Genomic DNA, 24409 nt, shown 5'->3' with positions numbered 1-24409 from the left:
TTTAATTATTAACATCTATGGCAATAATATTCATGTAATGTAGAAAATATAAAGAATTTTTTTGCTTACTTGACAGAACTTTTAGAAATGGTATAAGATATATCTATAATTTAAATAGTGATATAAACAGTGATAAAGAGGAGTAAAGGTAGTAAGAGCTTTTTAGAGAGGAAATCCTAGGGTGTAAGATTTCTAAGGTCTATATCTTGAAGGTAGCTTTTGAGTTTCTTTGGTGAAAATTTAAGTAATCAAAGACGGCATTTTCAGTCGTTAATTTTTGAAGAGCCCTTAATTTTGAGGGAAAAAAGGTGGTACCGCGAGTTTTCGTCCTTTTATGGATTGAAGGCTTTTTTTATTGCCTAAAAAATCATTTTTAAATTGAAATTATAATTGTTAAAAGATGTTTCAAGAAGTGTTTTTGAAATGTTTTAAATAAAAACTATTTAAAGATTAAACTTTATACATAACTTTAATTAAGTAAATATTAAAGTTGATTTTAAAATAGAAAATAATTTATAAATACATATTCGTATTTAAATTTTAAGGAGGTTTGTCTAATGGATAACAAGAATATTTCAACAACTTATAGTCCTAAAGAGTTTGAAGAAAGACTTTATAATACTTGGCAGGAGAAAAAATATTTTACTCCAGTAGTTGATAAGAGTAAAAAACCATATACAATAATAATGCCACCACCAAATATAACTGGTAAATTACACTTAGGTCATGCACTTGATAATACACTTCAAGATATGCTTATAAGATTTAAGAGAATGCAAGGATATTGCACTTTATGGTTACCAGGACAAGACCACGCTAGTATTGCAACTGAAGTTAAGGTTGAAAACGAGCTTTTAAAAGAGGGTCTTTATAAAAAAGAAATGGGAAGAGAAGCTTTCTTAGGAAAAGTTTGGGAATGGACAGATGAGTACAGAGAAAGAATCAGAGAACAGCTTAAAAAAATGGGATGTTCAGCTGACTTCACAAGAGAAGCTTTCACAATGGATGAAAATTTAAGTAAAGCTGTAAGACACGTATTCGTTAAATTATATAAAGAAGGTTTAATATACCAAGGAAATAGAATAACTAACTGGTGTCCAAAATGTCAGACTGCTTTATCAGATGCTGAGATAGAATACGAAGAAAAAGAAGGAAACTTCTGGCATATTAAATATCCAGTAGTTGGTTCAGATGAATTCTTAGAAATAGCTACTACTAGACCAGAAACATTACTTGGAGATAGCGCCGTTGCAGTAAATCCAAATGATGAAAGATATGCTCATTTAGTAGGTAAAATGTTAAAATTACCTTTAACAGACAGAGAAATTCCTGTAATTGCCGATGATTATGTTGACGTAGAATTTGGAACAGGGGCTGTTAAAATAACTCCAGCTCACGATCCTAACGATTTTGAAGTTGGTAAGAGACATAACTTACCACAAATCAGAGTTATGGATGATAGTGGTGTGATAAACCATTTAGGTGGAAAATATAAAGGCTTAGAGAGATATGAAGCTAGAAAACAAATGGTTGCTGACTTAGATGAGTTAGGATTATTAGTTAAAATAAAACCTCATACTCACAACGTTGGTACTCATGATAGATGTGGTACAGTAGTTGAGCCAATCATATCAAAACAATGGTATGTTAAAATGCAATCATTAGCAGAACCTGCTATAGAAGTTGTAAGAAACAAGAAAACTAAATTTGTTCCAGAGAGATTTGAAAAAACTTATTTCAACTGGATGGAAAATATTCAAGATTGGTGTATTTCAAGACAATTATGGTGGGGACATAGAATACCAGTATTCTACTGCCAAGATTGTGGTGAAATAATGGTTGAATTAGATGATCCAACTAAGTGTTGTAAATGTGGATCTTCTAATATAGAACAAGATAAAGATGTTTTAGACACTTGGTTTAGTTCAGCCCTATGGCCTTTCTCAACTTTAGGATGGCCTGATAGAACTGATGATTTAGAGTTTTTCTATCCAACATCAACATTAGTTACAGGATATGACATAATATTCTTCTGGGTTGCTAGAATGATATTCTCAGGTATCCATAACATGGGAGAAACTCCATTTGATACAGTATTAATTCATGGTATCATAAGAGATGCTCAAGGAAGAAAAATGAGTAAGTCCTTAGGAAATGGTGTAGATCCTTTAGAAGTTATAGATGAATATGGAGCTGATGCTTTAAGATTCATGTTAGTAACAGGAAATGCCCCAGGAAATGATATAAGATACATTCCTGAGAGAGTTGAAGCTGCAAGAAACTTTGCGAATAAGATTTGGAATGCTTCAAGATTTGTTATGATGAACTTAGATAGAGAGCTTATGGATAAATACAAAGAATGTAAAGAGTATAGCTTAGCAGATCAATGGATATTATCAAGAATGAACTCATTAATTAAAGAAGTTACTGAAAACATGGAAAAATATGAGTTAGGAATAGCTCTTCAAAAAGTACATGATTTCTTATGGACTGAGTTTTGTGATTACTATATAGAATTAGTTAAGCCAGTATTATATGGTGAAGATGAAAAAGCTAAGGGAGTAGTATTTAATGTACTTTACACTGTATTAAATACAGGATTAAAATTATTACACCCAGTAATGCCTTTCATAACTGAGGAAATATATACTCACTTAAGCACAGAAACTGAGTCAATAACAATTGCTAAGTGGCCAACATATGAGGAAGCTTTAAATAATGAAAAAGCTGAAAAAGATATGACATTCATAATGGAAGCTATAAGATCATTAAGAAACTTAAGAGCTGAGATGAACGTACCACCTTCAAGAAAAGCTAAGGTTATGGCTTATGCTTCAGAAGAGGCTAAAGATGCCTTCATAAATGGTGCAGCTTACTTAGAAAAACTTGCATCTGCCTCAGAGGTTACTTTCTTAGATAATAAAGATAACTTAGATAATAACTTAGTATCAGTTGTTGTTAAGGGTGGAGAATTATTCTTACCATTACTTGACTTAGTTGATAAGGATAAAGAGTTAGAAAGATTAAATAAAGAGAAAACTAAACTTGAGGGAGAAATCTTAAGAGTTGAAAAGAAACTTTCTAATGAAAGATTCGTAAGTAAGGCACCTGAGGCTGTTGTTAATGAAGAAAGAGAAAAAGGTGTTAAATATAAAGAAATGTTAGAGGCTGTTCTAGAAAGAATAGAAGCTTTACAATAATATAACAAGAAAACTTTAGTGTATCTAAAGTGCTTAAAATTTATAAATATATTTTTTAAGCACTTTATGATACACTTTCTTTATATATTTTAAGGAGTGTTATAGAAATGATGAATTATGATGAAGCTATGGAATATATTAAAAATTCTTCAAGATTTGGTATGAATTTTGGGCTTGATAGAATTGAGAAGGTTTTAGAGTTTTTAGGTAATCCTCATAAAGATACTAAGTTTATACATATTGGAGGAACTAATGGTAAGGGCTCTACTACTTCAATGATAAGTTCTGTTTTAAAAGAAGCAGGATATAAAGTTGGAATGTACACATCTCCTTATTTAGAAGAGTTTGAAGAGAGAATACAGATTAATGGAGAAAATATAAAAAAAGAAGAATTAGCATTTTTTATGAGTGATGTTAAAGAGGCTATAGAGAAAGTTATTGAACTTGGGTATGAAAGTCCAACTCAGTTTGAAATAATAACGGCTTTAATGTTTTATTACTTCTCAAAAAAGAAGGTTGATTATGCAGTTTTAGAAGTAGGATTAGGAGGAAGACTTGATGCTACTAATGTTGTTAATCCAGAATTAGTTGTTTTAACATCTATAAGTTTAGATCACATGAATATTTTAGGAGATACCATTGAAGAGATAGCAAGGGAAAAGTGTGGAATAATTAAAAAAGGAGTTAAGGTTATATCTTATCCTCAGGAAGAAAAAGTACTTAGTGTTATAGAGAATAAAACTAAGGAATTAGGATGTGAGTTAAAGGTAGTAGATTTAGAGGAGATTAAATCTGTAATTATAGATAAGAAAAATCACATTCAAATAATAGAGATGAAAATAGAGGAGGATACTTTTAATATAGATTGTCCATTACTTGGGGAGCATCAGGTTAAAAATTCTTTGGTAGCAGCAACTTCTTTATATAATTTAAGGAAAAAGGGTCTTAATATAAGCAAGGAAGATATTTATGAGGGAATAAAAAAAGTTAAGTGGATTGGAAGAATGGAAGTTTTAGAAGAAAATCCACTTGTGGTAATTGATGGGGCTCATAATATAGACGGAATCTTAAATTTAAGAAGAAGTATTGATAAATATTTTAATTTTGAAAATATAAATTTAATTTTAGGGGTATTAGGAGATAAGCAGGTTGATGAAATGGTGGAAGAGATAACAAGAGGGTGTAAATCTGTTATTGTTTTAGAGCCACATAGTGATAGAGCTGAAAATATTGATGAGCTTTATAATAAGGTAAAAGAAAGAGTCTCTGATGTCTATAAGTTTAATGATTATAAAGAGGCATATAAAAAGGGATTAGAATTAAGTAATAATAAGGATTTACTTTTAATATGTGGTTCACTTTATATGGTTGGTGACATGAGAAAAGCTATAAGAAATAAAAATGAGTATAAGGGCTTAAGAACAATAAAATATTAGGCTTGTTTAGATAAATTTATTTTAACTAAATAAATAATAAACTCTAAATTTGAAATATTATTCACAAAAGGTATATAATTTATTCATAAAATTAAGTATGGATGTGATTAAATATGAAGATGGATAAGGAGTTAAAGGGGTTAAAGAATATTGAGTTTAAAATAATATTACATGGTATACTTGTTGGACTAATTGTTGGTACTGTAATTATGATTTATAAAACCATAATAGGATTTAGTATGGAGAGTGTTAATAAGATATATAAATATGCAAGTTTAAATCCATATTATATAATTCCTGTTTTTATAGTGCTTATAGTCTTAGGATATATTGTGGGCTTAATAATTAAGAAAAATCCTATGGTTTCAGGTAGTGGTATACCACAGGTTGAAGGAGAATTAAGTGGAAAGATAAGCGTTAGTTGGACTAAGGTACTTAGAGATAAATTTATTGGTGGAATAATATGTATGGCATCAGGTCTTTCCTTAGGTAAAGAAGGTCCTTCAGTTCAAATTGGAGCAGCAATTGGGGAAGGATTTGCTAAAATTTTTAAAAAGAGCAATTTTGAAAAAAGACTTTTAATAACAGGTGGGGCAAGCTCAGGACTTGCAGTTATATTTAATGCTCCTTTATCTGGGGCTATATTTGCCTTAGAAGAGGTTCATAGAAGTTTTTCACTTCCTGTAATGCTTGCAGCTTTATCAGCCTCATTAACAGGAGTTTTCTTAGATAATGTTGTTTTAGGAAATAATTTTTGTATAAGAATTCCTGAAACTCATACATTACCAATAAAATATTATTGGACACTAATTATTTTAGGGGTAATACTTGGGATTAGTGGATGGATTTTTAATAAAGGACTTTTAAAAACACAGGATTTCTATCAAGATACCTTAAAGAAAATCCCAGTACAATATAAAACAATAATTCCTTTTGTTATGACAGGGATTTTGGCATTAGTTTTACCTCAAACAATTGATGGGGGAGATATGCTTATTGAACATGTTATAAATGGTAATATGGCTATTAAAGTATTAATAGTAATATTAATTGTAAAATTTATCTTTACATTTTTTTGCTATTCATCAGGGGTTCCAGGAGGAATATTCTTTCCTTTGTTGGCTTTAGGTACTTTGTCTGGAGCCATATTTGGAATGATTTTAAACAAATATTTTGGAATGGATAGTATTTTTATAACAAACTTCATAGTATTAGCAATGGCTGCTCAGTTCTCATCAATTGTAAAAGCACCTATAACAGGTCTTATGCTTATAGTAGAGATGACAGGAAGTTTTAAACATCTATTACCAGTGGCGATAATAGTAACAATATCATATCTAGTTTCTGACTTTATTAATAATAAACCTATATATGAAAGTCTTTTAGAGAGAATTTTAAAAAGAATGAATATAAAGGGTGATAAGGCTGTTAATAAAAAGGAAATATTTAATTTTGAGGTTAAAATAGGTTCAGAATTAGAGGGTAAAAAATTAAAAGAAGTTTCTTGGCCTAAGGAAAGTTTAGTTGTAACAATATTTAGAGGGGCTGATGAAATAATACCTAATGGAGAGACTCTTATACAGGCTGGAGATGTATTAGAAATAATATTTAGTTCTGAAAATCAAGCTAAATATTACGATGAAATTTCTGAAAAGGTTAATTGTGATTTTTGTTCTAGTTAATTTTTAAATTCGAAGATATAAGTTCAAATTGCAAAATTAAAAAATTTGATTTTAATTTGCAATTAAGTAGGTCTGAAGGAATAGTTAAAATTAACACTTTCTTAAAAGAGAACCTAAATAAAAAAGGCTTAATCAAGAGAGTATTATAAATTTCATATATTAAATTTATTTAGTTTTAATATGTGAGATTTATAGTATTCTGATTAAGTCTTTTTAATTTTTTATCTTGTGAGTTTTTTTATTATTTCTTCATGGTCTGGGTATTTCTTTAAAAGCTTTTCTCTTTCAAATAGTTCAAAATCTTTAAAATCAAAACCAGGTGCAACCATGCATCCAACAAGTGAGAACCCATCATTATTCATTGATGATCCAAATATATAGCCTTTAGGAACTAAAACTTGAGGATTTTCTCCTTTTTCTATGTTAAGGCCTAGTTGTTTTTCAATAAGCTTTCCATCAGGGCTTATCATGTATATTGTAAGTGCTTCTCCTGCGTGGAAGTACCACATTTCATCAGATTTTAATCTATGGAAATTAGAATTTTCTCCAGTTCTTAGTAGAAAGTAGATGCTAGTCCAAAGAGGTCTGTCTTCATTTATATGTAATGTATTTTTGGGTATTGTGCTATCTGATACAAAAGATTCTTTAAAAAATCCACCTTCAGGATGTTTTATCATATTTAGTGATTTAATAAAATAATCAGCTGAATAATTCATAGTAAATCTCCTTTATAATAATATTAGAATTTTTATGGTTTAATCATAAACTATAAGTTATATAATTACAAATAAAAAAGTAAAGCATAAAGAAAAGGGAGTTAAATTAAATTTAACTCCCTTTTACTAAATTTTAGACTTAAAATTTAGTAATATCATTTTATCCAATTTAAAAGTAAGGATATTTATATTATTACTAAAAATTAAGTTTTTATTATGAATTTAAATTATTTTGTTTTTTGCTTTCAAGTCTATATTCAATAAGTTTCTCTGTATAAATTTTTATAAGAGCTATTATAGGAACACTTAAGAACATTCCTAAAACTCCAAATAATCCACCACCTGCTGTGACAGCAAATATTATGAATAAAGGAGAAACTCCAACCTGATCTCCAAGTATTTTTGGTCCTAAGTACCATCCATCAAATTGTTGAAGTAGGAATATGAATAAAAGTACCCATAATGCCATTGATGGATCTACAATAAGTGTTAAAAGGAATGCTGGAATCATACCTATGAATGGTCCAAAGTATGGAATCATATTTGTCAGTCCAACTATGAAAGAAATAAGTACTGAGTACTGAGCTTTCATTAATAATAATCCTATGTAACAAAGAATTCCGATTATAAGAGAATCTATTATTTTACCAATTATAAATCTACTGAAAATATTATGTGCTTCTCCCATAAAACTTATGAAAAGTTTAGAAGATTTTTCAGATGGCAAAATAGCAATTATTATTTTTTTGCAACCTGCGATTAGTTTTTCTTTATCCATTAACATATAGATTGAAATTATGAAACCAAATACAAACTTAACAACAGATGATGTTATTTTTATAGTTTGAGTAAGTAAATTTCCAACTATATTTGATAGTATTGCAGATGTTTTAGAAATAAAGTCAGTAGCAGATGAATTTAGATGATTTAAGTCTAAAGGTGTATTTGCTAAAGTTTTATTTATAAAATCTTGAGCAGAATTTGCATAGTCTGAAATATTACTAAATAATTCTGATAAGCTATTAAATATTGTAGGAACAATAATAGCTATTAGTATATAAATACATATAATAACTAAAACATAGCTTATTATTAAGGAAAAAGATCTCTTAAGTTTAAATTTTTTTTCTATGAGCATCATTAAAGGGTTTATTAAATATGCCACTCCAAAAGCCCAAAAAAATGGTGTTAAAACAGATAAAAATGGTCCTATTCCATCACTTAACAAGGTTCTAAAGTTTAGAATTAATCCAATGGATATGGCCGATACCAAAATCAGTGGAAGCCAATTAAAGTGAAAATTATGTTTTTTAAACAATTCTCGTTTCCCCCTGAGATTATATAAATTTTAAATTTATTGCTAAAATTATATAGAAAAATTAGTCTTCTATAAGTGCATGAATTATTTTGTTGTAAATATCAGAAGAATTTGTTTGCCATTTGTTACAAATAGCTTTTGCCTCAGTTTTGGAAGGAACACTAACATTTAAATCAATTATTATTGTACTATTTTCTATTGCCTTTAGATTTACTATAAAGGAACTGTCTTCACCAATCGTATAATCAGCAAAAATGCTTAATTCTTTTTTTATTTTTTCTACATGTTTACGAACATACTCATCAATAAGTCTTAACTTGTTTGGAGATATTCTATCTTTAAAGAAGAATAAAACCTTATCTCCTTTTTGAGTAAGAACCAATATTTCTTTTGAATCATCTTGTTTTTCATACTTTAAGAATTCAGAAGATATAAGTTCAGACACATATTGCTGCAACATAAAATAATTTATGAAGCTATTTTCTAATACTATATCAGTTAATTGAGTATTAGAAATAGGATATTTTATTGATTTTATTATATATAAAAGAAGAAGTTTGTTTTCTGCTAATTCTAATGTGCTATCATACATTTATGTTTTCCTCCATAACTGTTTTGAAATAATAATCATATTATACCATATATTTTTTAATATAATAAAGTTATTTGATTAAGATTACATATGTTTTACTTTTTTTAAGTATGATTTTTTATTTAATTTGGAAAAATATTTAGAAATCGTATTTAAAAGGAGGAGATAATTTGATTAGAGAAAATAAAATGAATAGAAATTTAATACTTTTAAAAGTTATAATTTTAATTTTTTTCATATTAATATTTACATTTAAATATGTTTTTTCAAAAGAAAGTATTCCAATACATTCTGTAGAAAGAGATGATAAAAAAATAAGTTTAACTTTTGATGTAAATTGGGCAGAAAATGATTATTTATATGAAATATTAGATGTTCTTGAAGAAAATCACGTGAAAGCAACATTTTTTGTTATGGGAAAATGGGTGATTTACCCAGAAGGTAATAGAGAAAAACTTTTAGAAATTAGTAAAAGAGGACATGAAATAGGAAATCACAGTTATGTTCATCCAGATTTTAAAAATATAAGTAGAGAAAGAATCGTTGAAGAGGTTAAAAAGACAGAAAATATAATAAAAGATGAAATTGGAGTTAAGACAAATTTCTTTAGATTTCCAAGTGGTTCTTATAATGAAGAAAGTTTAAATATTTTAAATGACATGGGATATAAATGTATTCAATGGGATGTTGATAGTGTAGATTGGAAAGGAATAAATAAAGAACAAGAATATAAAAGAGTTTTTAATAATGTAAAAGGAGGGTCAATAGTACTTTATCATAATAATGGAAAATTTACTGTTGATAATTTAAGTGAGTTAATTCCTGCATTAAAAAAAATAGGATATGAATTTGTTAAAATAAGCGACATAATATATGAAAATAGTTACGAAATAGATTACAATGGTAAACAAATGTTAATTAATCAGAAACAAAAAAGTAGTTGAAATCGTTGAACAAAATGTATTATAATGGAAATAGTTATTAGCTATACAAATAAATATAAAAAACATATTAAAATTATATGATTAAACACTAATGGGGAGAGGGGTTTAAGTTAAAATGGATAATTTAATGTTAAACAACAAAATTTATTTAGAAGGAACTGTAGTTTCAGAACTAGAGTTTAGCCATGAAATGTATGGAGAAGGGTTCTATACTTTCAATTTAGAGGTTATGAGGTTAAGTGATTCAAAGGATTTATTAAATATTACTGTGTCAGAAAGATTAATAACAACAATGGACTTAAAAGTTGGAACAGATGTTATTGTTGAAGGACAATTAAGAAGCTACAATAAGTTCATAGATGGAAGTAATAAACTTATATTAACAGTTTTTGCAAGAAATATTGAATTCTGTGAGGAAAGAAGCAAAAATCCTAATGAAATATTCTTAGATGGTTTCATTTGTAAGGAACCAATTTACAGAACAACTCCATTTGGAAGAGAAATAGCTGATTTATTATTAGCAGTTAATAGAAGCTACAATAAATCAGATTATATTCCAACAATAGCATGGGGTAGAAATTCAAGATTCTGTAAAACATTAGAAGTAGGGGATAATATAAGAATATGGGGAAGACTTCAAAGTAGAGAATATCAAAAAAAGATATCTGAAACAGAAATAGTTAAAAAAATAGCTTACGAAGTTTCTATTTCAAAAATGGAAAAAGTAAGTGCTGAAGTTGAAGAAAATAATTCAGATGAAGAAATATCTTAAAAATAAAAGCCATGAGAAATTTTTCTCATGGCAATTTTTATTATTTTCTTAAATCATCTAATATTTCAGTTTTGTCTTTAGTTTTCTCATCAACTGATTTTATGATTTTGGCAGGAGTTCCAGCTACAACAACACCACTAGGTACATCTTCAACAACAACAGAACCTGCAGCTACAACTGAGCCTTTTCCTATTTTAACACCCTCTAATATAACTGCATTAGCACCTATTAGAACGTCATCTTCTATTATACATGGAGATTTGCTAGGTGGTTCTAAAACACCAGCTACAACAGCGCCAGCACCTAAGTGAACTCTTTTACCAAGTTTACCTCTAGCACCAACAACGGCATTCATATCTACCATTGTGCTTTCTCCTATTTCAGCACCTATGTTTATAACAGAACCCATCATGATAACTGCATTATCACCGATTGATACTCTGTCTCTTATTATTGCGCCAGGTTCTATTCTAGCGTTTATGTTTAATAAGTCTAACATTGGAATAGCAGAGTTTCTTCTGTCATTCTCAAGTCTAAAGTTTTCTATATTTTCTTTATTTTCATTTAAGAAAGCTAAAACTTCATCACTTTCACCAAATAATACATAGAAATCTTTATTTCCATAGCATTCTATTGAACCTAAATTTACACCTTCTAAGTTTCCTTTTACGTAAACTTTAACAGGAGTTGATTTTTTTACTTCCTTTATGAATCTAGCAATTTCATATGGATCTGTAAAGTTATAACTCATATTAAATTACATCCTTTCTTCTTATAACATTTTAGTTTTATAAGCACTTTAAAATATAAAACCTAATATAAATTATTATAAACAAAAATGATTATCAATAAAAGAAAAATTTTATTCTATTCCATAATATTTAATTAATTTAGTATGTAAATAAACAAAATATATTATAAAATATATCTAAAAGGAGTGATAATAGTGGCAAAACTTAAAGAAGGATATGTTCAAGTTTACACAGGAAATGGAAAAGGAAAAACAACAGCAGCCATGGGATTGGCATTTAGGGCAGCTGGTGATGGAATGGAAGTTAAGATTGTTCAGTTTCTTAAATCTTGGAAAACAGGAGAGTTAGAAGCCGCAAGTAAGTTCCCTAATTTAGAAATTTATAGATTTGAGAAAGTTAAAGGGTTTACTTGGGAGCTTAATGAAGAAGAGTTATCACAGCTTAAAAAAGAGGTTAGAGGAGCTTTTGATTTTGTTAAAAAGCTTATTGAAAATAGAGAATGTGATATTTTAATATTAGATGAGATTATGGCAGCAATATCAACTGGATTTATAGAGTGTAATGAAGTTTTAGACCTTATAAATAGTAAACCAATTGATATGGAGTTAATTTTAACAGGAAGAAATGTTCCAGATAAAATTTTAGAAAGAGCCGACTTAGTTACTGAGATGAAAGAAATTAAACACTATTATAAAAAAGGTGTTAATGCAAGAGAGGGGATAGAGTTTTAATGAATAAAAATGTTGCTCAGGTAGAAATATCAGGGATAAGAAAATTTTTTAATGAGGTTTCTAAGTATCCAAATGCAATTTCTTTAACATTAGGACAACCGGATTTTAAGGTTCCAAATGGAGTTAAAGATGCAATGATTAAGGCTATAGAAGAGGGGAAAACAACTTATACTGCCAATGCTGGAATTCTTGAACTTAGAGAAGAAATATCCAAGTTATTAAAAAATAGCTTTAATATTGATTTTAGTAAGGATGAAATTATCATTACTGTTGGAGGAAGTGAAGGCTTATATGCATCAATGACAGCTGTTTTAAATGCAGGAGAAAAAGTTTTAGTTCCATCAATAGCTTATCCTGCCTATGAGAGTATAAGTAAAATTTTAGGATGTGAAGTTTTAACTTACCAACTTAATACGGACTTTTCTGTAAATATTGAAAGTTTAAAGGAAGGAATAAAAAAAGGAGGGAAGCTTTTAATACTTTCTTATCCATGTAATCCAACTGGAGCATTACTTAGTAAGGAATGTAGGGATGAATTAGTTAATGTAATAAAAGAAAATGAAATACTTGTTTTAACTGATGAGATTTATTCTTCTCTTTGTTTTGAAGAAGAATATTATTCAGTAGCTCAGTTAAAAGAAATAAAAGATAAAATAATATATGTAAGTGGATTTTCTAAGATGTTTTCAATGACAGGTCTTAGAATTGGATATGTAGCTTGTTCTAAAAAGATATATGAAGAGGTAATAAAGGTTCATCAATATAATGTATCTTGTGCAACATCAATAGCTCAGTATGGAGCTTTGGAAGGGTTAAAAAACTGTATAAGAGATGTTGAAATGATGAAAAAATCCTTTGAAGAGAGAATGAATTTTGTCTACAATAGGCTTATTAAAATGGGATTAGAAGTTGAAAAACCAAAGGGTGCCTTTTATATTTTCCCCAACATAAGTAAGTTTGGATTACGTTCAGATGAATTTTGCAAAAGACTTCTTAAAGAAGGAAATGTAGCTTGTGTACCTGGAGATGCTTTTGGAAAAGGTGGAGAAGGATATTTAAGAATTTCATATTGTTATAGTATAAATCAATTAGAAAAAGCTATGGATGCTTTAGAAAATTTTATTAATAATATTTAGAAAAAATAAAAATAGGCTCTGTTTTTAAGATTTGTTTTAAAAAACAGAGCTTATTTTATTAATTTAAGGTTCTATTTTAATAGAGTGTTGATTTAAGTAGGTTTGAAGGAATATCCAAAATCAACATCAATTTAAAACAGAGCCTAATTTAAAAGTTTAATTGAAGAACATCATCCATTGAGTATTTACCAGCCATAGTTTTATCAGCCATATATTCACAGGCTTTTAAAGCGCCTATAGCGAATACTTCTCTTGATATTGCCTTGTGATTAATTTCTATAACCTCTCCATCACCTGCGAAGATAACTTCGTGGTCTCCAATTATTCCGCCACCTCTTACAGTATTTACACATATTTCATTTTTTTCTCTCTTAGCAGTACCTTGTCTTCCATAAATAAGGTTTGTTTCTTCTTTAAGAGAATCTTGAATTGTGTGAGCTAAAAGTAGGGCAGTTCCACTTGGTGCATCTACTTTTTGATTGTGGTGTCTTTCAACTAGTTCTATATCAAAGTTTTCATAAAGAATAGGAGCAACTTTCTTTAATACATTGTTTACTAAGTTTATTCCTATACTCATATTAGCTGATCTAAATAGAGGAATTTCTTTTGATGATTCTTCTATGAAAGCTAAATCTTCAGGAGTATATCCTGTTGAACATAAAACAAGTGGTTTTTTAGTTTTTTTTGAAAATTCTATTAAACTTCTTAAAGCAGTAGCTCTTGAAAAATCTAATAAAACATCATATTCCACATTACAATCTTCTAGTTTATCAAAGATTGGGTAAGATCTTTGAGCATTATTTCTATCTATACCAGCAACTATTTCAACATTAGGAAACTTTGTTTCAGCTAAATTTGAAATTACGCTACCCATTTTTCCTGAACAACCGTTTAATATAACTTTAACCATTATTTGGACCTCCAATATTTCGATTAGATTGTACTTTTATATATTAAGAATAAAAAGTTTTAAAAACAACCTAAATATACTTTGAATTTTAAAAATAAGTATAATCATCTTAAATCATAAGATGATTATACTTAATTATATAATATATTATTTTATTAAACCATTAGCTTTTAAATTTTCTTTTAATATTTCTAAATTAGAATCTTCCATATCGCATAAAGGTAATCTTAATGGCCCACAGTTAAATTCCATTAAATTCATAGCAGTTTTAACTGGAATAGGGTTAGTTTCTATGAATAAAGAGTTTGCAAGTGAAAGATATTTAAGTTGAAGATTACATGAATCCTTAACCTCACCCAAGAAATATTTTTCACATATATTATGAGTATCCTCTGGAATAACGTTAGCTAATACTGAAACAACGCCTGCACCACCTAATGATAAAATAGGAACTATTTGATCGTCATTTCCAGAGTATATATCTATTTCGTTTCCACATAACTCAGCCATTTTAGCAACTTGAGAAATATCTCCACTAGCTTCTTTTATTGCAACAACATTATTAAGTTTTGCAAGTTTAGTAAGCATTAATGGAGTTATATTCATTCCTGTTCTTCCAGGAACATTATAAAGCATTATTGGAATGTTAATTGCATCATTTACTGCTTTAAAGTGAGCTTCTAATCCTTTTTGTGAAGTTTTATTATAGTATGGAGTGATTATTAATACCATATCAGCTCCAACCTTTTCTGCGTATTGACTCAATTCAATTGAAGATTTAGTGTTGTTAGTACCAGTACCTGCTATAACAGGAACTCTCTTATTTACAACCTCAACTGAGAATTTTATAACTTCTTTTTTTTCCTCTAAAGTCATGGTAGAACCTTCGCCTGTAGTTCCACAAACTAATATTGCATCAGTCTTATTTTCAATATGCCATTCTAATAATTTTCTTAATTCTTCATAATTAACACCATCTTCAGTAAATGGAGTTATTAAAGCTACACAAGAACCTTTAAATAAACTCATAATTAGTACCTCCTAAAATTTTATTTGCCTATAATTATTTCAGCAATTTGAACAGCATTAAGAGCAGCGCCTTTTCTTATATTGTCTGCAACTACCCATAAATTAAGTCCATTATCTAAGCTGAAATCTCTTCTTATTCTTCCAACATAGACAGGGTCATTTCCACTAAGTTCTAATGGAGTCGGATATTTTAAATTTTCTACATCATCATGAACTATTATTCCTTTTGAAGAGCTTAATAAATTTACAACATCTTCAAGTTCAAATGAAGAATTTAATTCTACATTTATACTTTCACTATGAGAATTTAAAACAGGCACTCTTACAGTAGTAGCTGTAATTTTTAATGAATCATCATGAAGTATTTTTTTAGTTTCTTCAATCATTTTAATTTCTTCTTTTGTGTATCCATTATCTAAGAATACATCTATGTGAGGAATTACATTTCCTGATATAGGATATGGGAACTTTTTATTTGTTCCTTCTTGTAAATCTAATATACCCTGTATTCCAGCTCCTGAAACAGCTTGATAAGTTGAATATACAATTCTTTTAATTCCGTATTTTTCATGAAGTGGTTTTAAGGCTACAACAGCTTGGATTGTTGAACAGTTTGGATTAGCTATTATTCCATTATGCCATTTAACATCCTCTGGATTAACCTCTGGAACTACTAATGGAACATTTTTATCCATTCTCCAAGCACTACTATTATCTATAACAACAGCTCCATTTTTAGAGAATATAGGAGCAAACTCTAAGCTTACACTTCCACCGGCTGAGAATAAAGCAAAGTCTATTTTCTTATTAATAATATTAGCTTCACATAATTCTTCAACAACTAAGTCTTCACCTTTAAATTTTAATACTTTTCCTTCTGATTTCTTTGATGCAAATAAATATAATTCTTTTATTGGGAAATTTCTTTCTTCAAGGATTTCTAAGAATTTTCTTCCTACATTTCCTGTTGCCCCAACTACTGCTACATTATACACAATATCCCTCCTAAATTTAGTCTTAATGCATTATATTTTCTAAAGTGCAAATATGATTCAATTTATAAAAATTACACTTTTAATATTTAATTGAATTTTTAAATTTTCTATATATTAAATATAGTGCAATTAATCCCTATTAATCAAGTACATTTTACTATTAATTTGAAAGATTTAGTGGAGTTAACTTGCAAATCTTTCAATATGTGAATATTTAAGTTTGCAGGGGGAATAATAAGCTTAAAATATATATCAAAATGTTAAAGGTAGGTAAAGATATGAGTAAGACACCACTAAAGAAAATAATAAAAGGAAAGTTAAAATCTAATAAGGAACTAAATGAAGCAGAGAAGCTCAGAGAAAAAATGAAGTATGAAATTGCAGGAGAACTAGGATTAAGTGACAAAGTTGATGAATTGGGATGGGGAGGATTGACTGCAGAGGAAACTGGTAGAATTGGTGGAATTATGACTAAAAGAAAGAAACAGTTACACATTCCTAGTAATGATGAAATATTAGGAAGAAAGAAATCTCACGTTGACGAAAAGTAAAAAAAGTATATAATTTTTAGGTAGAATAATATATGGGGGATTTAAATTATTATGAAGAGTTATAAGATGATGGCAAAAGTTTATGATGAACTTATATATGAAGACGTAAACTATGAGAACATAGCAAACTATGCCTTAGTTAAGTGTGAAAAATATGGGATAGAAAAAGAAAAGTATTTAGATTTAGCTTGTGGTACGGGAAATGTTGGAGTTCATGTAGGAAAATCCTTCAAAGAAAATTATTTTGTTGATCTTTCTCACGAAATGCTTATAGAAGCTGATAAAAAGCTTAGAGAAAATAGAGTGAGAGGAAAAATTGTATGCCAAGATATGTGTGAGTTAGAATTAAATAGAAAGTTTAATTTAATAACTTGCGTTTTAGATTCAACAAATTACATATTAGATGATGAAAGTGTAGAAAATTATTTAAGAGGAGTATATAATCATTTAAAAGAGGATGGTTTATTTGTATTTGATATAAACTCATATTATAAAATATCAGAAGTTTTAGGAAATAATGTTTATACTTATGATAGTGAAGAATTATTTTATGCTTGGGAAAACATCTTTGAAGATAATATAGTAGAAATGAATTTAAATTTCTTTGTTAAAGATGGAGAAAAGTATGAAAGATTTACAGAGGTTCATGAAGAAAGAGCTTATAAGGAAAGTGAAATAGAAAGTATTCTTAAGTCTATAGGTTTTAAAGTAGAAGAGAAACATAATGGTTACACAGAAGAAGAGGTAACAAAAGAGACTGAAAGAATAGTTTATATAGTAAGAAAATAATGGAGGGATAAATAATGAGTGATAAATTAATAAGAGCCATTGCAAAAGATGGTATGATAAGAATATTTGCTACAGAAACTACTGAGTTAGTTAATGAGGCTTCAAAAATGCATGATTGTACACCAACAGCGGCCGCTGCTTTAGGAAGAATGTTAACAGCAGGTACTATGATGGGAGCTATGTTAAAATCAGAAAAAGAGGTTGTTACATTACAAATAAATGGTGGTGGACCTGCTAAAGGGGTTACAGTAACTTCATATTCAGATTGTAGTGTTAAAGGATATATAGGAAATCCTCATGTTGATTTACCTTTAAATGTAGAAAATGGTAAGTTGAATGTTGGAGAAGCTATTGGTAAAAATGGTGGTTTAACAGTTATAAAAGATTTAGGATTAAAAGATCCATATGTAGGACAAGTTCCGATATATAGTGGGGAAATAGCAGAAGACTTTGCATATTATTTCACAGTATCAGAACAAGTTCCTTCAGCCGTGGCATTAGGTGTATTAGTTGATAGAGATCATTCAATTAAGAAAGCTGGTGGATTTATAATTCAATTATTACCAGGTGCTGAAGAATTATTAGGGGATTTATTAACTTATAGATTAGATGAAATTCCATCATTAACAACTATGTTATCAGAAGGAAAAACTATAGAAGAAGTTATTGAGTTTATATTTGATGGAATGGATTTAAAAATACTAGAAGAAACTACTCCAAAATATAAGTGTGATTGTTCAAGAGAGAAAGTTGAGAGAGCTTTAATAAGTATTGGATATAAAGATTTAAAAGAATTATATGACGAGGGAAAAGAAGAGGAATTAAAATGTCATTTCTGTAATAAATCATATAAATTTACTAAGGAAGATATAGGCAAATTATTAGCTGAAAAAGAAAGCGCCATAGCTAACGAGGTTTCTGAAGAAATGAAAAAAGCTGAGGAAAAAGAATTAGAAAAGGAAGCTAATAAAAATTCTAAAAAAAATAAATAATTTAAAAAAATATATTGACAAATTTAAATTGAGTTAATATAATAATATTTGTCTTGAGTCATTCAAGACATTTGGCTCGATAGCTCAGTCGGTAGAGCAGAGGACTGAAAATCCTCGTGTCGCTGGTTCGATTCCTGCTCGAGCCACCAGAATTGCGGGAGTGACTCAATGGTAGAGTGTCACCTTGCCAAGGTGAAAGTTGCGAGTTCGAGTCTCGTCTTCCGCTCCAATATTGCGGGTGTAGTTCAATGGTAGAACACCAGCCTTCCAAGCTGGATACCCGGGTTCGATTCCCGGTACCCGCTCCATGGCGCTATAGCCAAGTGGTAAGGCAGAGGTCTGCAAAACCTTTATTCCCCGGTTCAAATCCGGGTGGCGCCTCCAAAAAAACATCTATAAGTAAAACTTATAGATGTTTTTCTTTTAATGCAATGATGAGAGAAGTTTTTCTCCAAAATTAGAGAAATTAGTTTCTCTAAATACCTTTCTTATGGTCATATCATACACTTCGTCATTGTCTACTACATTATCCTTTAAGAATAATTTTATTATTTGAGTTTTATTATATTTAAACCAAGTTATAACTGCAACTACGTCTTTTTCTATAGAGGATTTTGAGATTTTAAATTCATTATCTTCTAAAAATACTATTAAATTATCAGAGTCAGTAGAATAAAAATCATTAGATGGGCAAGTATATTGAATAAGCTTAACATTATCAATAGCGATTAGAACATCTAATGCTTCTTTAATGCCTAAATCGTTTGTAACTTCTTTTTGAATTTTTACAATTTTTTTCATATAAAGGCCTCCCTATAGTAAACATATGAATTTGTTTTAGAAAAGGTTTACAAAAATAAACTTGATTATCAATAAAGTTTATTTTAAAGCATAGAATATAGTAGATTATAACTCACAATATAATATGTTTAATATTGTGATAAAAGTACCTAATTTCACTTTGGAAAAAATAAAAAAGGGGGTATGGCTATGCTTTTAATTATTACATTATCTTTAAGTATTACTTTGATAATCTTATTTTTAAGGGACATAAGGTTAGGAAAAAAAGATTCAAAGCATATGGATTTTGGATGGAAAATAACGCCATATATAAATTTTAGTATAAGTAATTTTGAAAATAGAATGGATTTGGAAAAAACCAGGCTGTATCAATTAATTAAAAATACACTTCCTCTAGAAAAAGATATTATTTTTATAGAAAGTAGCGATGAGATTTTTTATTTGAAAAATAGTGATGAGTTATTTTTGATTGAAATATCTGTTGCTAATGATTTAGGGAATTATGCAAAAAAAAATCAAAATAAAAAATTTGAAGTAAATAGCATATATGAATCTTTAATAAATTTATTAAATAGTTTTCTTTGGATTTTAAGTGAGGAAAAGGTGAGTAGTTTAGAAAGTGTTATTTACTTAAAGTTTAAAACTGGGTATATTAAGCTTAATATTAGTAGAGTAGATGATTTTATACCTTTGAAAAAATTTGACAATGATTCATTGAAAAGTTGAGATTTAGTTAGAAATAAAGATTTATATTCTAAATTTAGGTTTATTTTTAAGGATAAATATAAGGGAAGCTTTGTATTTATTTTTTTTATATGTAAAAATAGATAATGTAATATTAAATTTTAAAGGGAGTTTAAAGAGATGAAAATAAAAGGTATAAAACAATTAACTGATTGTAAGTTTTTAAACTTATACAAACTAGACATAGAAAATAAAGTTGGAAATCATAAAGATTATTTTATTGCAAGTAGAAGAGTAAAAGAGGATTTAACTTGTGTTGTTAATCATCACAAAAAGGCTGACGGAGTTATGATTATCCCTATAACTGAAGAAGATGAATTTGTTTTAATAAAACAATTTAGACCAGCTATAAATGATTATATATATGAATTTCCAGCTGGTCTAATTGATGGTAATGAAGAAGTTGAGGAAGCTGCAACCAGAGAGCTTTTTGAGGAAACTGGACTTTTAGCAAGTGAGTGTGAATATATAATAAAACCAAGTTATACATCAGTAGGTATGTCAGATGAGTCAGTAGCTGTTGTTAAGATGAAGGTTCATGGAACAGTTTCTACAGAAAATACAGAAGAAAATGAAGAGATTGAAGTTGTTAAGATTCCAGTTAAAGAAGCTAAGGATTTTATAAAAAATAACAATGTATCTGTTAAAACAGCTTTAGTTTTAGCTTTTATCTAAATAGTAATTATTTTTATATTAGATTATAAAAAATCCATTGTATATTCTTAAAAACATAGTTTTATATTTTAGGTGTTTCTAAGAAGTTATGCAATAGCGTTTTATTTTGAAATTAAATTTTTATAACTATATAGAAAAAGGAATGTATCAAAATAACTTTTTGTAAAACTTACAAATAATATGAAGAGAATATCTAGATGAGATTTAGAATTTAAATTATTACGTAAAAATATCACCTTAAAAAGATTAGATTGCTTAAAGCGTAGCAAGTTTCTAAGTTTTAGTGATATTTTAGTAGTGATGATTATAAATTTTTAGCAAAATCTAGTGATTCTAGGAATATATTTGTAAGTTTTATTATTATATTTTGATACATCCCCCTATTTAAAATCTACAGTGTTATCTATTTAGGAAGAGAAGCTAAATTTTCAACTACACCATCAGGTATTTCTCCAAGATTAAGTTTTAATGCCTTTAATGCAGCTCCTTTTATTGGTGGCAAAATTGGTGCTGCTAAATTAAATGAGGTGTAATTATCTTTAAGATAATTTTTTAGTGGCTTCAATATTAAGTTTTTAGAGTTAAATACGCTTCCAGAGTAAGAGATATTTAAAACCCCAGTAAATTGAAGCTGAGTAGTTAGACCATTTACCATTAAAAGACACTCTTTAGCGGCTTGTTTATATATATCAAGTGCAAATTTATCACCTTTAAGTGCTGCCTCATAAACTAGCATTGCCAGTTTAGCAATTTTTGTTCTATCTTGTTTATAATTATCTTTTATAAGAAAAATTAAATCAAAATCTTTTTCTAAGTTAAGTTTTTCTTTAAATATTGAATAAAGGGCTGTTCTTTCTAATCTGTGATCAGATTGTTTGGTGAAAATCTCGATTCCTTTTTTAGCTATCCAATAAGCAGATCCTTCATCTCCACATATATGTCCCCAGCCACTAGTTCTATTTGTTTTTAAATCATTAGTTATTCCAGAGGCTATAGCCCCAGTTCCAAGTATTATGCAAATACCTGGCTTACAAGCTAGAGAACCTGCTAAAGCAACTTCAACATCATTTCCACATTTGAATTTGTTTTCTCCAAGAATTTCTTCTATTAAAGAATCCATTTTATTCATTTCAGATTCATTTTCACCATATCCAGCTAATCCTAAGAATGAGAAGTTTAAATCTTCTTTTGAGATATTTATTTGGCTACAAACTTTAGAAATTCCTTCTTCCATTCCTGTTTTGAAAGCTTCAAATCCAACTTGATGAACATGATATGTGCTTCCAGTATAAGTTGATAAAACATCTCCAAGCTCATTTATTATCATAAATGAAGTCTTAGTTCCACCAGCATCAATTCCTAAGTAAAACATAGTTATCCCCCTTTAAAACTATAATATAATTATAAATTTAATATATTTTACTACAGCAAAACGCATGTAATCAATGGAAAAGGATAAATATGAATTAAAGTGGAAAATAATTCAATAAACATTAAATTTGTTCATAATAATTTCTAGAAATTTAAAAGAATTAATAGGACAAAAAATGTTACAAATTTAAAGAGAATATTTATATGCTATTTTATCAACATTTATTACTTAATTGAGTAAAATATAGGGAATATTTAAAATAATTTAAATAGTAAGAATACTACCTCTATCTATTAACTTTCCATCAGATAGATAAATTGCCTTAACATTATGCTTTTTTAAAAAATTCAAAATTTCTTTTCCATAACTATGATTTTCAAGGTTACCAAAGAAGACCATTTCTCTTTTAGAGATTAATCCACAAGTTCCTCCTATAAATCCATAATTGAGACCGGGCAATAAAATATCTCCACTAGGAATTAAAAGAACATCAAAATTAGATTCTTTAAGGGAATTATAAACACCCTCATCAGATGTTATAAATGCATTTTCAGAAACTACAGCAATAGAACATTTAGCATAGCCTTGTTTTATATCAATTAAATTTTTGTGTTTTACATTTTCTAATAAAATTGGATCTGTATATTTTAAGTTGTGTATAAAAATATTTTTTAAATTTACGGCGTTTAAATAAATATCTTTAGGATATTTCCTTTCAAGAGAAAGAGAACTTTCTAAAACAGTTATATTGTTTGGTATGCTATCAAATAATTCTTTACATGAATTTTTTGAAATAATAATAGAACTTGAATTTAAAATATTTATTTGAATATCAGGATGACCATCTATGGCTTCATATAAGTTTTTATGTTTAGGGACTTTTATAATATTTACTCCTAAATTTTTTAAATTCATTTCTTCAATTTCTGAAATTCTATAATCAACAAAACAAGTTTTCATTATAATCTCCTTAATTTTTTTATATTTTTATTTTACTAAAAAAATAAATAAATTGTCGATTATTAAAATTAGCTTTTTGAATATTAGAAGAGAATTAATACATACTAAAAGTAAAGGAAGGAGTGAGAAAAATGCTTCTAATGACATTATGTTGTGAAGATGAAAAAAACTTAATACAAGATATTCAAAGTATTAAGCATGTTCTAAAAAGCAAAGAAATTACAATTGGTATATCAGAAAGTATCTCAAGTGGAACTCACTTCGTTAAAATATACTGTGAAGATGATCAATTTGATGAGAAAAAGAGAGAAATTATAATAACTTATGTTGCTAGGGCTATATACAATGTTATAATCGAGCATTATAGAGAAATGGAAATGCTTCATTATATTAATGAAAACTATTTCTTTTTAAAACATGATGAAATTTTAGAAATTGATTTAACTATAAGTAAAATATTAAAAGGAGAAAATAAAATTTGTAGTGATAAAGAATTTTATTATATAAATAGAGTAAATAATATGACTGAAGATATAATAAAATTTTTGAGAGAAAATGATTATATGAATATAGAAGGATTCATAACATTTAGAATGAAAGGATTAATAAAAGAGATTGAATGTATAATAGATAAAGTTGTTGAAGAGTACATGATTGAAAAAGAATATAGTGAGTTTATAAAGCTTTTAAAATATTTCGTTGATATACAGGAATGTAAATTAGAAGAAGTTAATCTTATTATACAGAGAGATGGAGTTTATGAGGTTAGAGATAATTCTGGCATAGATGTATTTAAAGAGTTTTTGAATGAAATCACAGATATGTCTGAAGAGGGCATAGTAAATGTTGAAGATGTTATAATAAGTGGATTAATAACTAACTCTCCAAAAAAAATTAAAATTTACAATGAAGAGGAATGTATAAATAAAGAGTTTTTGAACACAATAAAAAGTGTCTTTGGAGAAAGAGTAGAAACTTATAAAACATATAGCAAACAATCTTAAATAAAAAAGAATTCTACTAAACACATGTATATATATAAGCATAATTGGATCTATTATTATAAAATACTTCTAAAATATGTTGACAATGATTTAAATAAGTGATAAGATAACTGATGTCAAGAAGAAACAGCCGTTTCTCACCTTTCAGCGTAAAAGTTAGTTAGGTTATTAATTTTATTACTTTGATTTTGGTAATAGAGGACGGCTTAAAACCGTCCTTTTTTATTTATATATTTGTGTTGGCTAAATTCTATCGGAGGTGAACAAGATTAGTAAAAATTTTGCAATCAATCAAGAAATAAGAGAAA

23 protein-coding genes, 4 tRNA genes and 2 other annotated features are annotated in these 24409 nt (G+C 28.0%); of the genes, 17 read left to right on the top strand and 10 right to left on the bottom strand.

Annotated features, from left to right (window positions below; translation table 11 throughout):
* Positions 1-120 precede the first annotated feature (120 nt).
* Positions 121-335 (top strand) — a binding site (T-box leader).
* A 222-nt stretch (positions 336-557) separates the two neighbouring features.
* From Q1K13_RS01785 to Q1K13_RS01775, 3 genes are all read left to right on the top strand, one after another.
* The gene (locus tag Q1K13_RS01785; RefSeq protein ID WP_300347250.1) at positions 558-3200 is read left to right on the top strand and encodes a valine--tRNA ligase; all 2643 of its coding nucleotides are present in this window, start codon (positions 558-560) and stop codon (positions 3198-3200) included.
* Positions 3201-3310: 110 nt separating this feature from the next.
* A complete protein-coding gene (locus Q1K13_RS01780; protein ID WP_300347435.1) occupies positions 3311-4636 on the top strand; it encodes a bifunctional folylpolyglutamate synthase/dihydrofolate synthase in 1326 nt (441 codons plus the stop codon).
* Positions 4637-4749: 113 nt separating this feature from the next.
* Positions 4750-6318, top strand: coding sequence for a ClC family H(+)/Cl(-) exchange transporter (locus tag Q1K13_RS01775; protein WP_300347249.1), 1569 nt, complete (start codon positions 4750-4752; stop codon positions 6316-6318).
* 221 nt (positions 6319-6539) lie between these two features.
* On the opposite strand, the gene Q1K13_RS01770 is transcribed toward Q1K13_RS01775, so the two are convergent.
* The 3 genes from Q1K13_RS01770 to Q1K13_RS01760 form a co-directional block, all read right to left on the bottom strand.
* Positions 6540-7034 carry a cupin domain-containing protein gene (locus Q1K13_RS01770; RefSeq protein WP_300347248.1) on the bottom strand — a complete coding sequence of 165 codons (495 nt, stop codon included), beginning with the start codon at positions 7032-7034 and terminating at the stop codon, positions 6540-6542.
* Between the two features lie 214 nt (positions 7035-7248).
* The gene (locus tag Q1K13_RS01765) at positions 7249-8352 is read right to left on the bottom strand and encodes an AI-2E family transporter (RefSeq protein ID WP_300347246.1); all 1104 of its coding nucleotides are present in this window, start codon (positions 8350-8352) and stop codon (positions 7249-7251) included.
* A 61-nt stretch (positions 8353-8413) separates the two neighbouring features.
* Positions 8414-8944: a DUF4364 family protein gene (locus tag Q1K13_RS01760; RefSeq protein ID WP_300347244.1), complete on the bottom strand. Its 531-nt coding sequence runs from the start codon at positions 8942-8944 to the stop codon at positions 8414-8416.
* A gap of 188 nt (positions 8945-9132) precedes the next feature.
* Between Q1K13_RS01760 and Q1K13_RS01755 the strand changes: the two genes are divergently transcribed.
* Both Q1K13_RS01755 and Q1K13_RS01750 read left to right on the top strand, forming a co-directional pair.
* Positions 9133-9888, top strand: coding sequence for a polysaccharide deacetylase family protein (locus Q1K13_RS01755; RefSeq protein WP_498038033.1), 756 nt, complete (start codon positions 9133-9135; stop codon positions 9886-9888).
* A gap of 115 nt (positions 9889-10003) precedes the next feature.
* Positions 10004-10660: a single-stranded DNA-binding protein gene (locus Q1K13_RS01750; protein ID WP_300347241.1), complete on the top strand. Its 657-nt coding sequence runs from the start codon at positions 10004-10006 to the stop codon at positions 10658-10660.
* A gap of 40 nt (positions 10661-10700) precedes the next feature.
* Here the strand turns inward: Q1K13_RS01750 and dapD are convergent, their stop codons facing one another.
* Positions 10701-11411, bottom strand: a complete 711-nt coding sequence (gene dapD, locus Q1K13_RS01745; protein WP_300347240.1) for a 2,3,4,5-tetrahydropyridine-2,6-dicarboxylate N-acetyltransferase — start codon at positions 11409-11411, stop codon at positions 10701-10703.
* A 195-nt stretch (positions 11412-11606) separates the two neighbouring features.
* On the opposite strand from dapD, the gene cobO reads away from it, so the two are divergent.
* Together cobO and Q1K13_RS01735 are read left to right on the top strand one after the other, a co-directional pair.
* Positions 11607-12143 carry a cob(I)yrinic acid a,c-diamide adenosyltransferase gene (gene cobO / locus Q1K13_RS01740; protein WP_300347238.1) on the top strand — a complete coding sequence of 179 codons (537 nt, stop codon included), beginning with the start codon at positions 11607-11609 and terminating at the stop codon, positions 12141-12143.
* Entirely contained in the window at positions 12143-13279 is a 1137-nt protein-coding gene (locus Q1K13_RS01735) for an aminotransferase class I/II-fold pyridoxal phosphate-dependent enzyme (protein WP_300347236.1), read from the top strand. The genes cobO and Q1K13_RS01735 overlap by 1 nt, the downstream gene beginning before the upstream one ends.
* Before the next feature lie 148 nt (positions 13280-13427).
* Here the strand turns inward: Q1K13_RS01735 and dapB are convergent, their stop codons facing one another.
* From dapB to Q1K13_RS01720, 3 genes are all read right to left on the bottom strand, one after another.
* Positions 13428-14189, bottom strand: a complete 762-nt coding sequence (gene dapB, locus Q1K13_RS01730) for a 4-hydroxy-tetrahydrodipicolinate reductase (RefSeq protein WP_300347233.1) — start codon at positions 14187-14189, stop codon at positions 13428-13430.
* A 147-nt stretch (positions 14190-14336) separates the two neighbouring features.
* Positions 14337-15218 (bottom strand): 4-hydroxy-tetrahydrodipicolinate synthase, encoded by an 882-nt coding sequence (dapA, locus tag Q1K13_RS01725; RefSeq protein WP_300347230.1) that lies wholly within the window; start codon positions 15216-15218, stop codon positions 14337-14339.
* Between the two features lie 20 nt (positions 15219-15238).
* A complete protein-coding gene (locus tag Q1K13_RS01720; RefSeq protein WP_300347227.1) occupies positions 15239-16213 on the bottom strand; it encodes an aspartate-semialdehyde dehydrogenase in 975 nt (324 codons plus the stop codon).
* A 278-nt stretch (positions 16214-16491) separates the two neighbouring features.
* On the opposite strand from Q1K13_RS01720, the gene Q1K13_RS01715 reads away from it, so the two are divergent.
* The 7 genes from Q1K13_RS01715 (at position 16492) to Q1K13_RS01685 (ending at position 18929) form a co-directional block, all read left to right on the top strand.
* Positions 16492-16764 carry an alpha/beta-type small acid-soluble spore protein gene (locus tag Q1K13_RS01715; protein ID WP_300347224.1) on the top strand — a complete coding sequence of 91 codons (273 nt, stop codon included), beginning with the start codon at positions 16492-16494 and terminating at the stop codon, positions 16762-16764.
* 51 nt (positions 16765-16815) lie between these two features.
* Entirely contained in the window at positions 16816-17553 is a 738-nt protein-coding gene (locus Q1K13_RS01710; protein WP_300347221.1) for a class I SAM-dependent DNA methyltransferase, read from the top strand.
* Positions 17554-17567: 14 nt separating this feature from the next.
* The gene (gene hslO, locus Q1K13_RS01705; protein WP_300347218.1) at positions 17568-18545 is read left to right on the top strand and encodes an Hsp33 family molecular chaperone HslO; all 978 of its coding nucleotides are present in this window, start codon (positions 17568-17570) and stop codon (positions 18543-18545) included.
* Positions 18546-18618: 73 nt separating this feature from the next.
* Positions 18619-18694: transfer RNA gene (locus tag Q1K13_RS01700), tRNA-Phe, on the top strand.
* Between the two features lie 5 nt (positions 18695-18699).
* Positions 18700-18774, top strand: a tRNA-Gly gene (locus Q1K13_RS01695).
* Positions 18775-18779: 5 nt separating this feature from the next.
* Positions 18780-18853, top strand: a tRNA-Gly gene (locus Q1K13_RS01690).
* Position 18854: 1 nt separating this feature from the next.
* Positions 18855-18929, top strand: a tRNA-Cys gene (locus tag Q1K13_RS01685).
* A gap of 39 nt (positions 18930-18968) precedes the next feature.
* Here Q1K13_RS01685 and Q1K13_RS01680 read toward each other — a convergent pair.
* On the bottom strand, positions 18969-19346 hold the full coding sequence (locus Q1K13_RS01680; RefSeq protein WP_300347215.1) for a hypothetical protein: 378 nt from the start codon (positions 19344-19346) through the stop codon (positions 18969-18971).
* Positions 19347-19535: 189 nt separating this feature from the next.
* Here Q1K13_RS01680 and Q1K13_RS01675 point away from each other — a divergent pair, with 189 nt between their 5' ends.
* Together Q1K13_RS01675 and Q1K13_RS01670 are read left to right on the top strand one after the other, a co-directional pair.
* Positions 19536-20072 carry a hypothetical protein gene (locus Q1K13_RS01675; protein WP_300347213.1) on the top strand — a complete coding sequence of 179 codons (537 nt, stop codon included), beginning with the start codon at positions 19536-19538 and terminating at the stop codon, positions 20070-20072.
* A 138-nt stretch (positions 20073-20210) separates the two neighbouring features.
* Positions 20211-20765, top strand: a complete 555-nt coding sequence (locus Q1K13_RS01670) for an NUDIX hydrolase (protein WP_300347212.1) — start codon at positions 20211-20213, stop codon at positions 20763-20765.
* Between the two features lie 403 nt (positions 20766-21168).
* On the opposite strand, the gene Q1K13_RS01665 is transcribed toward Q1K13_RS01670, so the two are convergent.
* Together Q1K13_RS01665 and Q1K13_RS01660 are read right to left on the bottom strand one after the other, a co-directional pair.
* Positions 21169-22137 carry an N-acetylglucosamine kinase gene (locus tag Q1K13_RS01665; protein ID WP_300347211.1) on the bottom strand — a complete coding sequence of 323 codons (969 nt, stop codon included), beginning with the start codon at positions 22135-22137 and terminating at the stop codon, positions 21169-21171.
* A 264-nt stretch (positions 22138-22401) separates the two neighbouring features.
* On the bottom strand, positions 22402-23097 hold the full coding sequence (locus Q1K13_RS01660) for a DUF6873 family GME fold protein (RefSeq protein WP_300347192.1): 696 nt from the start codon (positions 23095-23097) through the stop codon (positions 22402-22404).
* A gap of 131 nt (positions 23098-23228) precedes the next feature.
* Between Q1K13_RS01660 and ytxC the strand changes: the two genes are divergently transcribed.
* Positions 23229-24101, top strand: coding sequence for a putative sporulation protein YtxC (ytxC, locus tag Q1K13_RS01655; RefSeq protein WP_300347189.1), 873 nt, complete (start codon positions 23229-23231; stop codon positions 24099-24101).
* A 112-nt stretch (positions 24102-24213) separates the two neighbouring features.
* Positions 24214-24331, top strand: a sequence feature (ribosomal protein L20 leader region).
* Positions 24332-24409 lie beyond the last annotated feature (78 nt).

The sequence above is a fragment of the Clostridium sp. genome (assembly GCF_029267215.1).
Taxonomy (GTDB): Bacteria; Bacillota; Clostridia; order Clostridiales; family Clostridiaceae; genus Sarcina.
The sequence above is the reverse complement of the archived record's forward strand: the minus strand, read 5'-3'. Positions and strand labels throughout refer to the sequence as shown.

Coding starts and splice junctions, on each gene's coding strand:
- Q1K13_RS01735 (WP_300347236.1), top strand. CDS start 12,143: ATGAATAAAAATGTTGCTCAGGTAGAAATATCAGGGATAAGAAAATTT.
- Q1K13_RS01710 (WP_300347221.1), top strand. CDS start 16,816: ATGAAGAGTTATAAGATGATGGCAAAAGTTTATGATGAACTTATATAT.
- Q1K13_RS01755 (WP_498038033.1), top strand. CDS start 9,133: ATGAATAGAAATTTAATACTTTTAAAAGTTATAATTTTAATTTTTTTC.
- Q1K13_RS01785 (WP_300347250.1), top strand. CDS start 558: ATGGATAACAAGAATATTTCAACAACTTATAGTCCTAAAGAGTTTGAA.
- dapA (WP_300347230.1), bottom strand. CDS start 15,218: ATGAGTTTATTTAAAGGTTCTTGTGTAGCTTTAATAACTCCATTTACT.
- Q1K13_RS01775 (WP_300347249.1), top strand. CDS start 4,750: ATGAAGATGGATAAGGAGTTAAAGGGGTTAAAGAATATTGAGTTTAAA.
- Q1K13_RS01680 (WP_300347215.1), bottom strand. CDS start 19,346: ATGAAAAAAATTGTAAAAATTCAAAAAGAAGTTACAAACGATTTAGGC.
- Q1K13_RS01660 (WP_300347192.1), bottom strand. CDS start 23,097: ATGAAAACTTGTTTTGTTGATTATAGAATTTCAGAAATTGAAGAAATG.
- Q1K13_RS01760 (WP_300347244.1), bottom strand. CDS start 8,944: ATGTATGATAGCACATTAGAATTAGCAGAAAACAAACTTCTTCTTTTA.
- Q1K13_RS01715 (WP_300347224.1), top strand. CDS start 16,492: ATGAGTAAGACACCACTAAAGAAAATAATAAAAGGAAAGTTAAAATCT.
- dapD (WP_300347240.1), bottom strand. CDS start 11,411: ATGAGTTATAACTTTACAGATCCATATGAAATTGCTAGATTCATAAAG.
- Q1K13_RS01780 (WP_300347435.1), top strand. CDS start 3,311: ATGAATTATGATGAAGCTATGGAATATATTAAAAATTCTTCAAGATTT.
- Q1K13_RS01670 (WP_300347212.1), top strand. CDS start 20,211: ATGAAAATAAAAGGTATAAAACAATTAACTGATTGTAAGTTTTTAAAC.
- Q1K13_RS01770 (WP_300347248.1), bottom strand. CDS start 7,034: ATGAATTATTCAGCTGATTATTTTATTAAATCACTAAATATGATAAAA.
- dapB (WP_300347233.1), bottom strand. CDS start 14,189: ATGGTTAAAGTTATATTAAACGGTTGTTCAGGAAAAATGGGTAGCGTA.
- Q1K13_RS01750 (WP_300347241.1), top strand. CDS start 10,004: ATGGATAATTTAATGTTAAACAACAAAATTTATTTAGAAGGAACTGTA.
- Q1K13_RS01675 (WP_300347213.1), top strand. CDS start 19,536: ATGCTTTTAATTATTACATTATCTTTAAGTATTACTTTGATAATCTTA.
- Q1K13_RS01665 (WP_300347211.1), bottom strand. CDS start 22,137: ATGTTTTACTTAGGAATTGATGCTGGTGGAACTAAGACTTCATTTATG.
- hslO (WP_300347218.1), top strand. CDS start 17,568: ATGAGTGATAAATTAATAAGAGCCATTGCAAAAGATGGTATGATAAGA.
- ytxC (WP_300347189.1), top strand. CDS start 23,229: ATGCTTCTAATGACATTATGTTGTGAAGATGAAAAAAACTTAATACAA.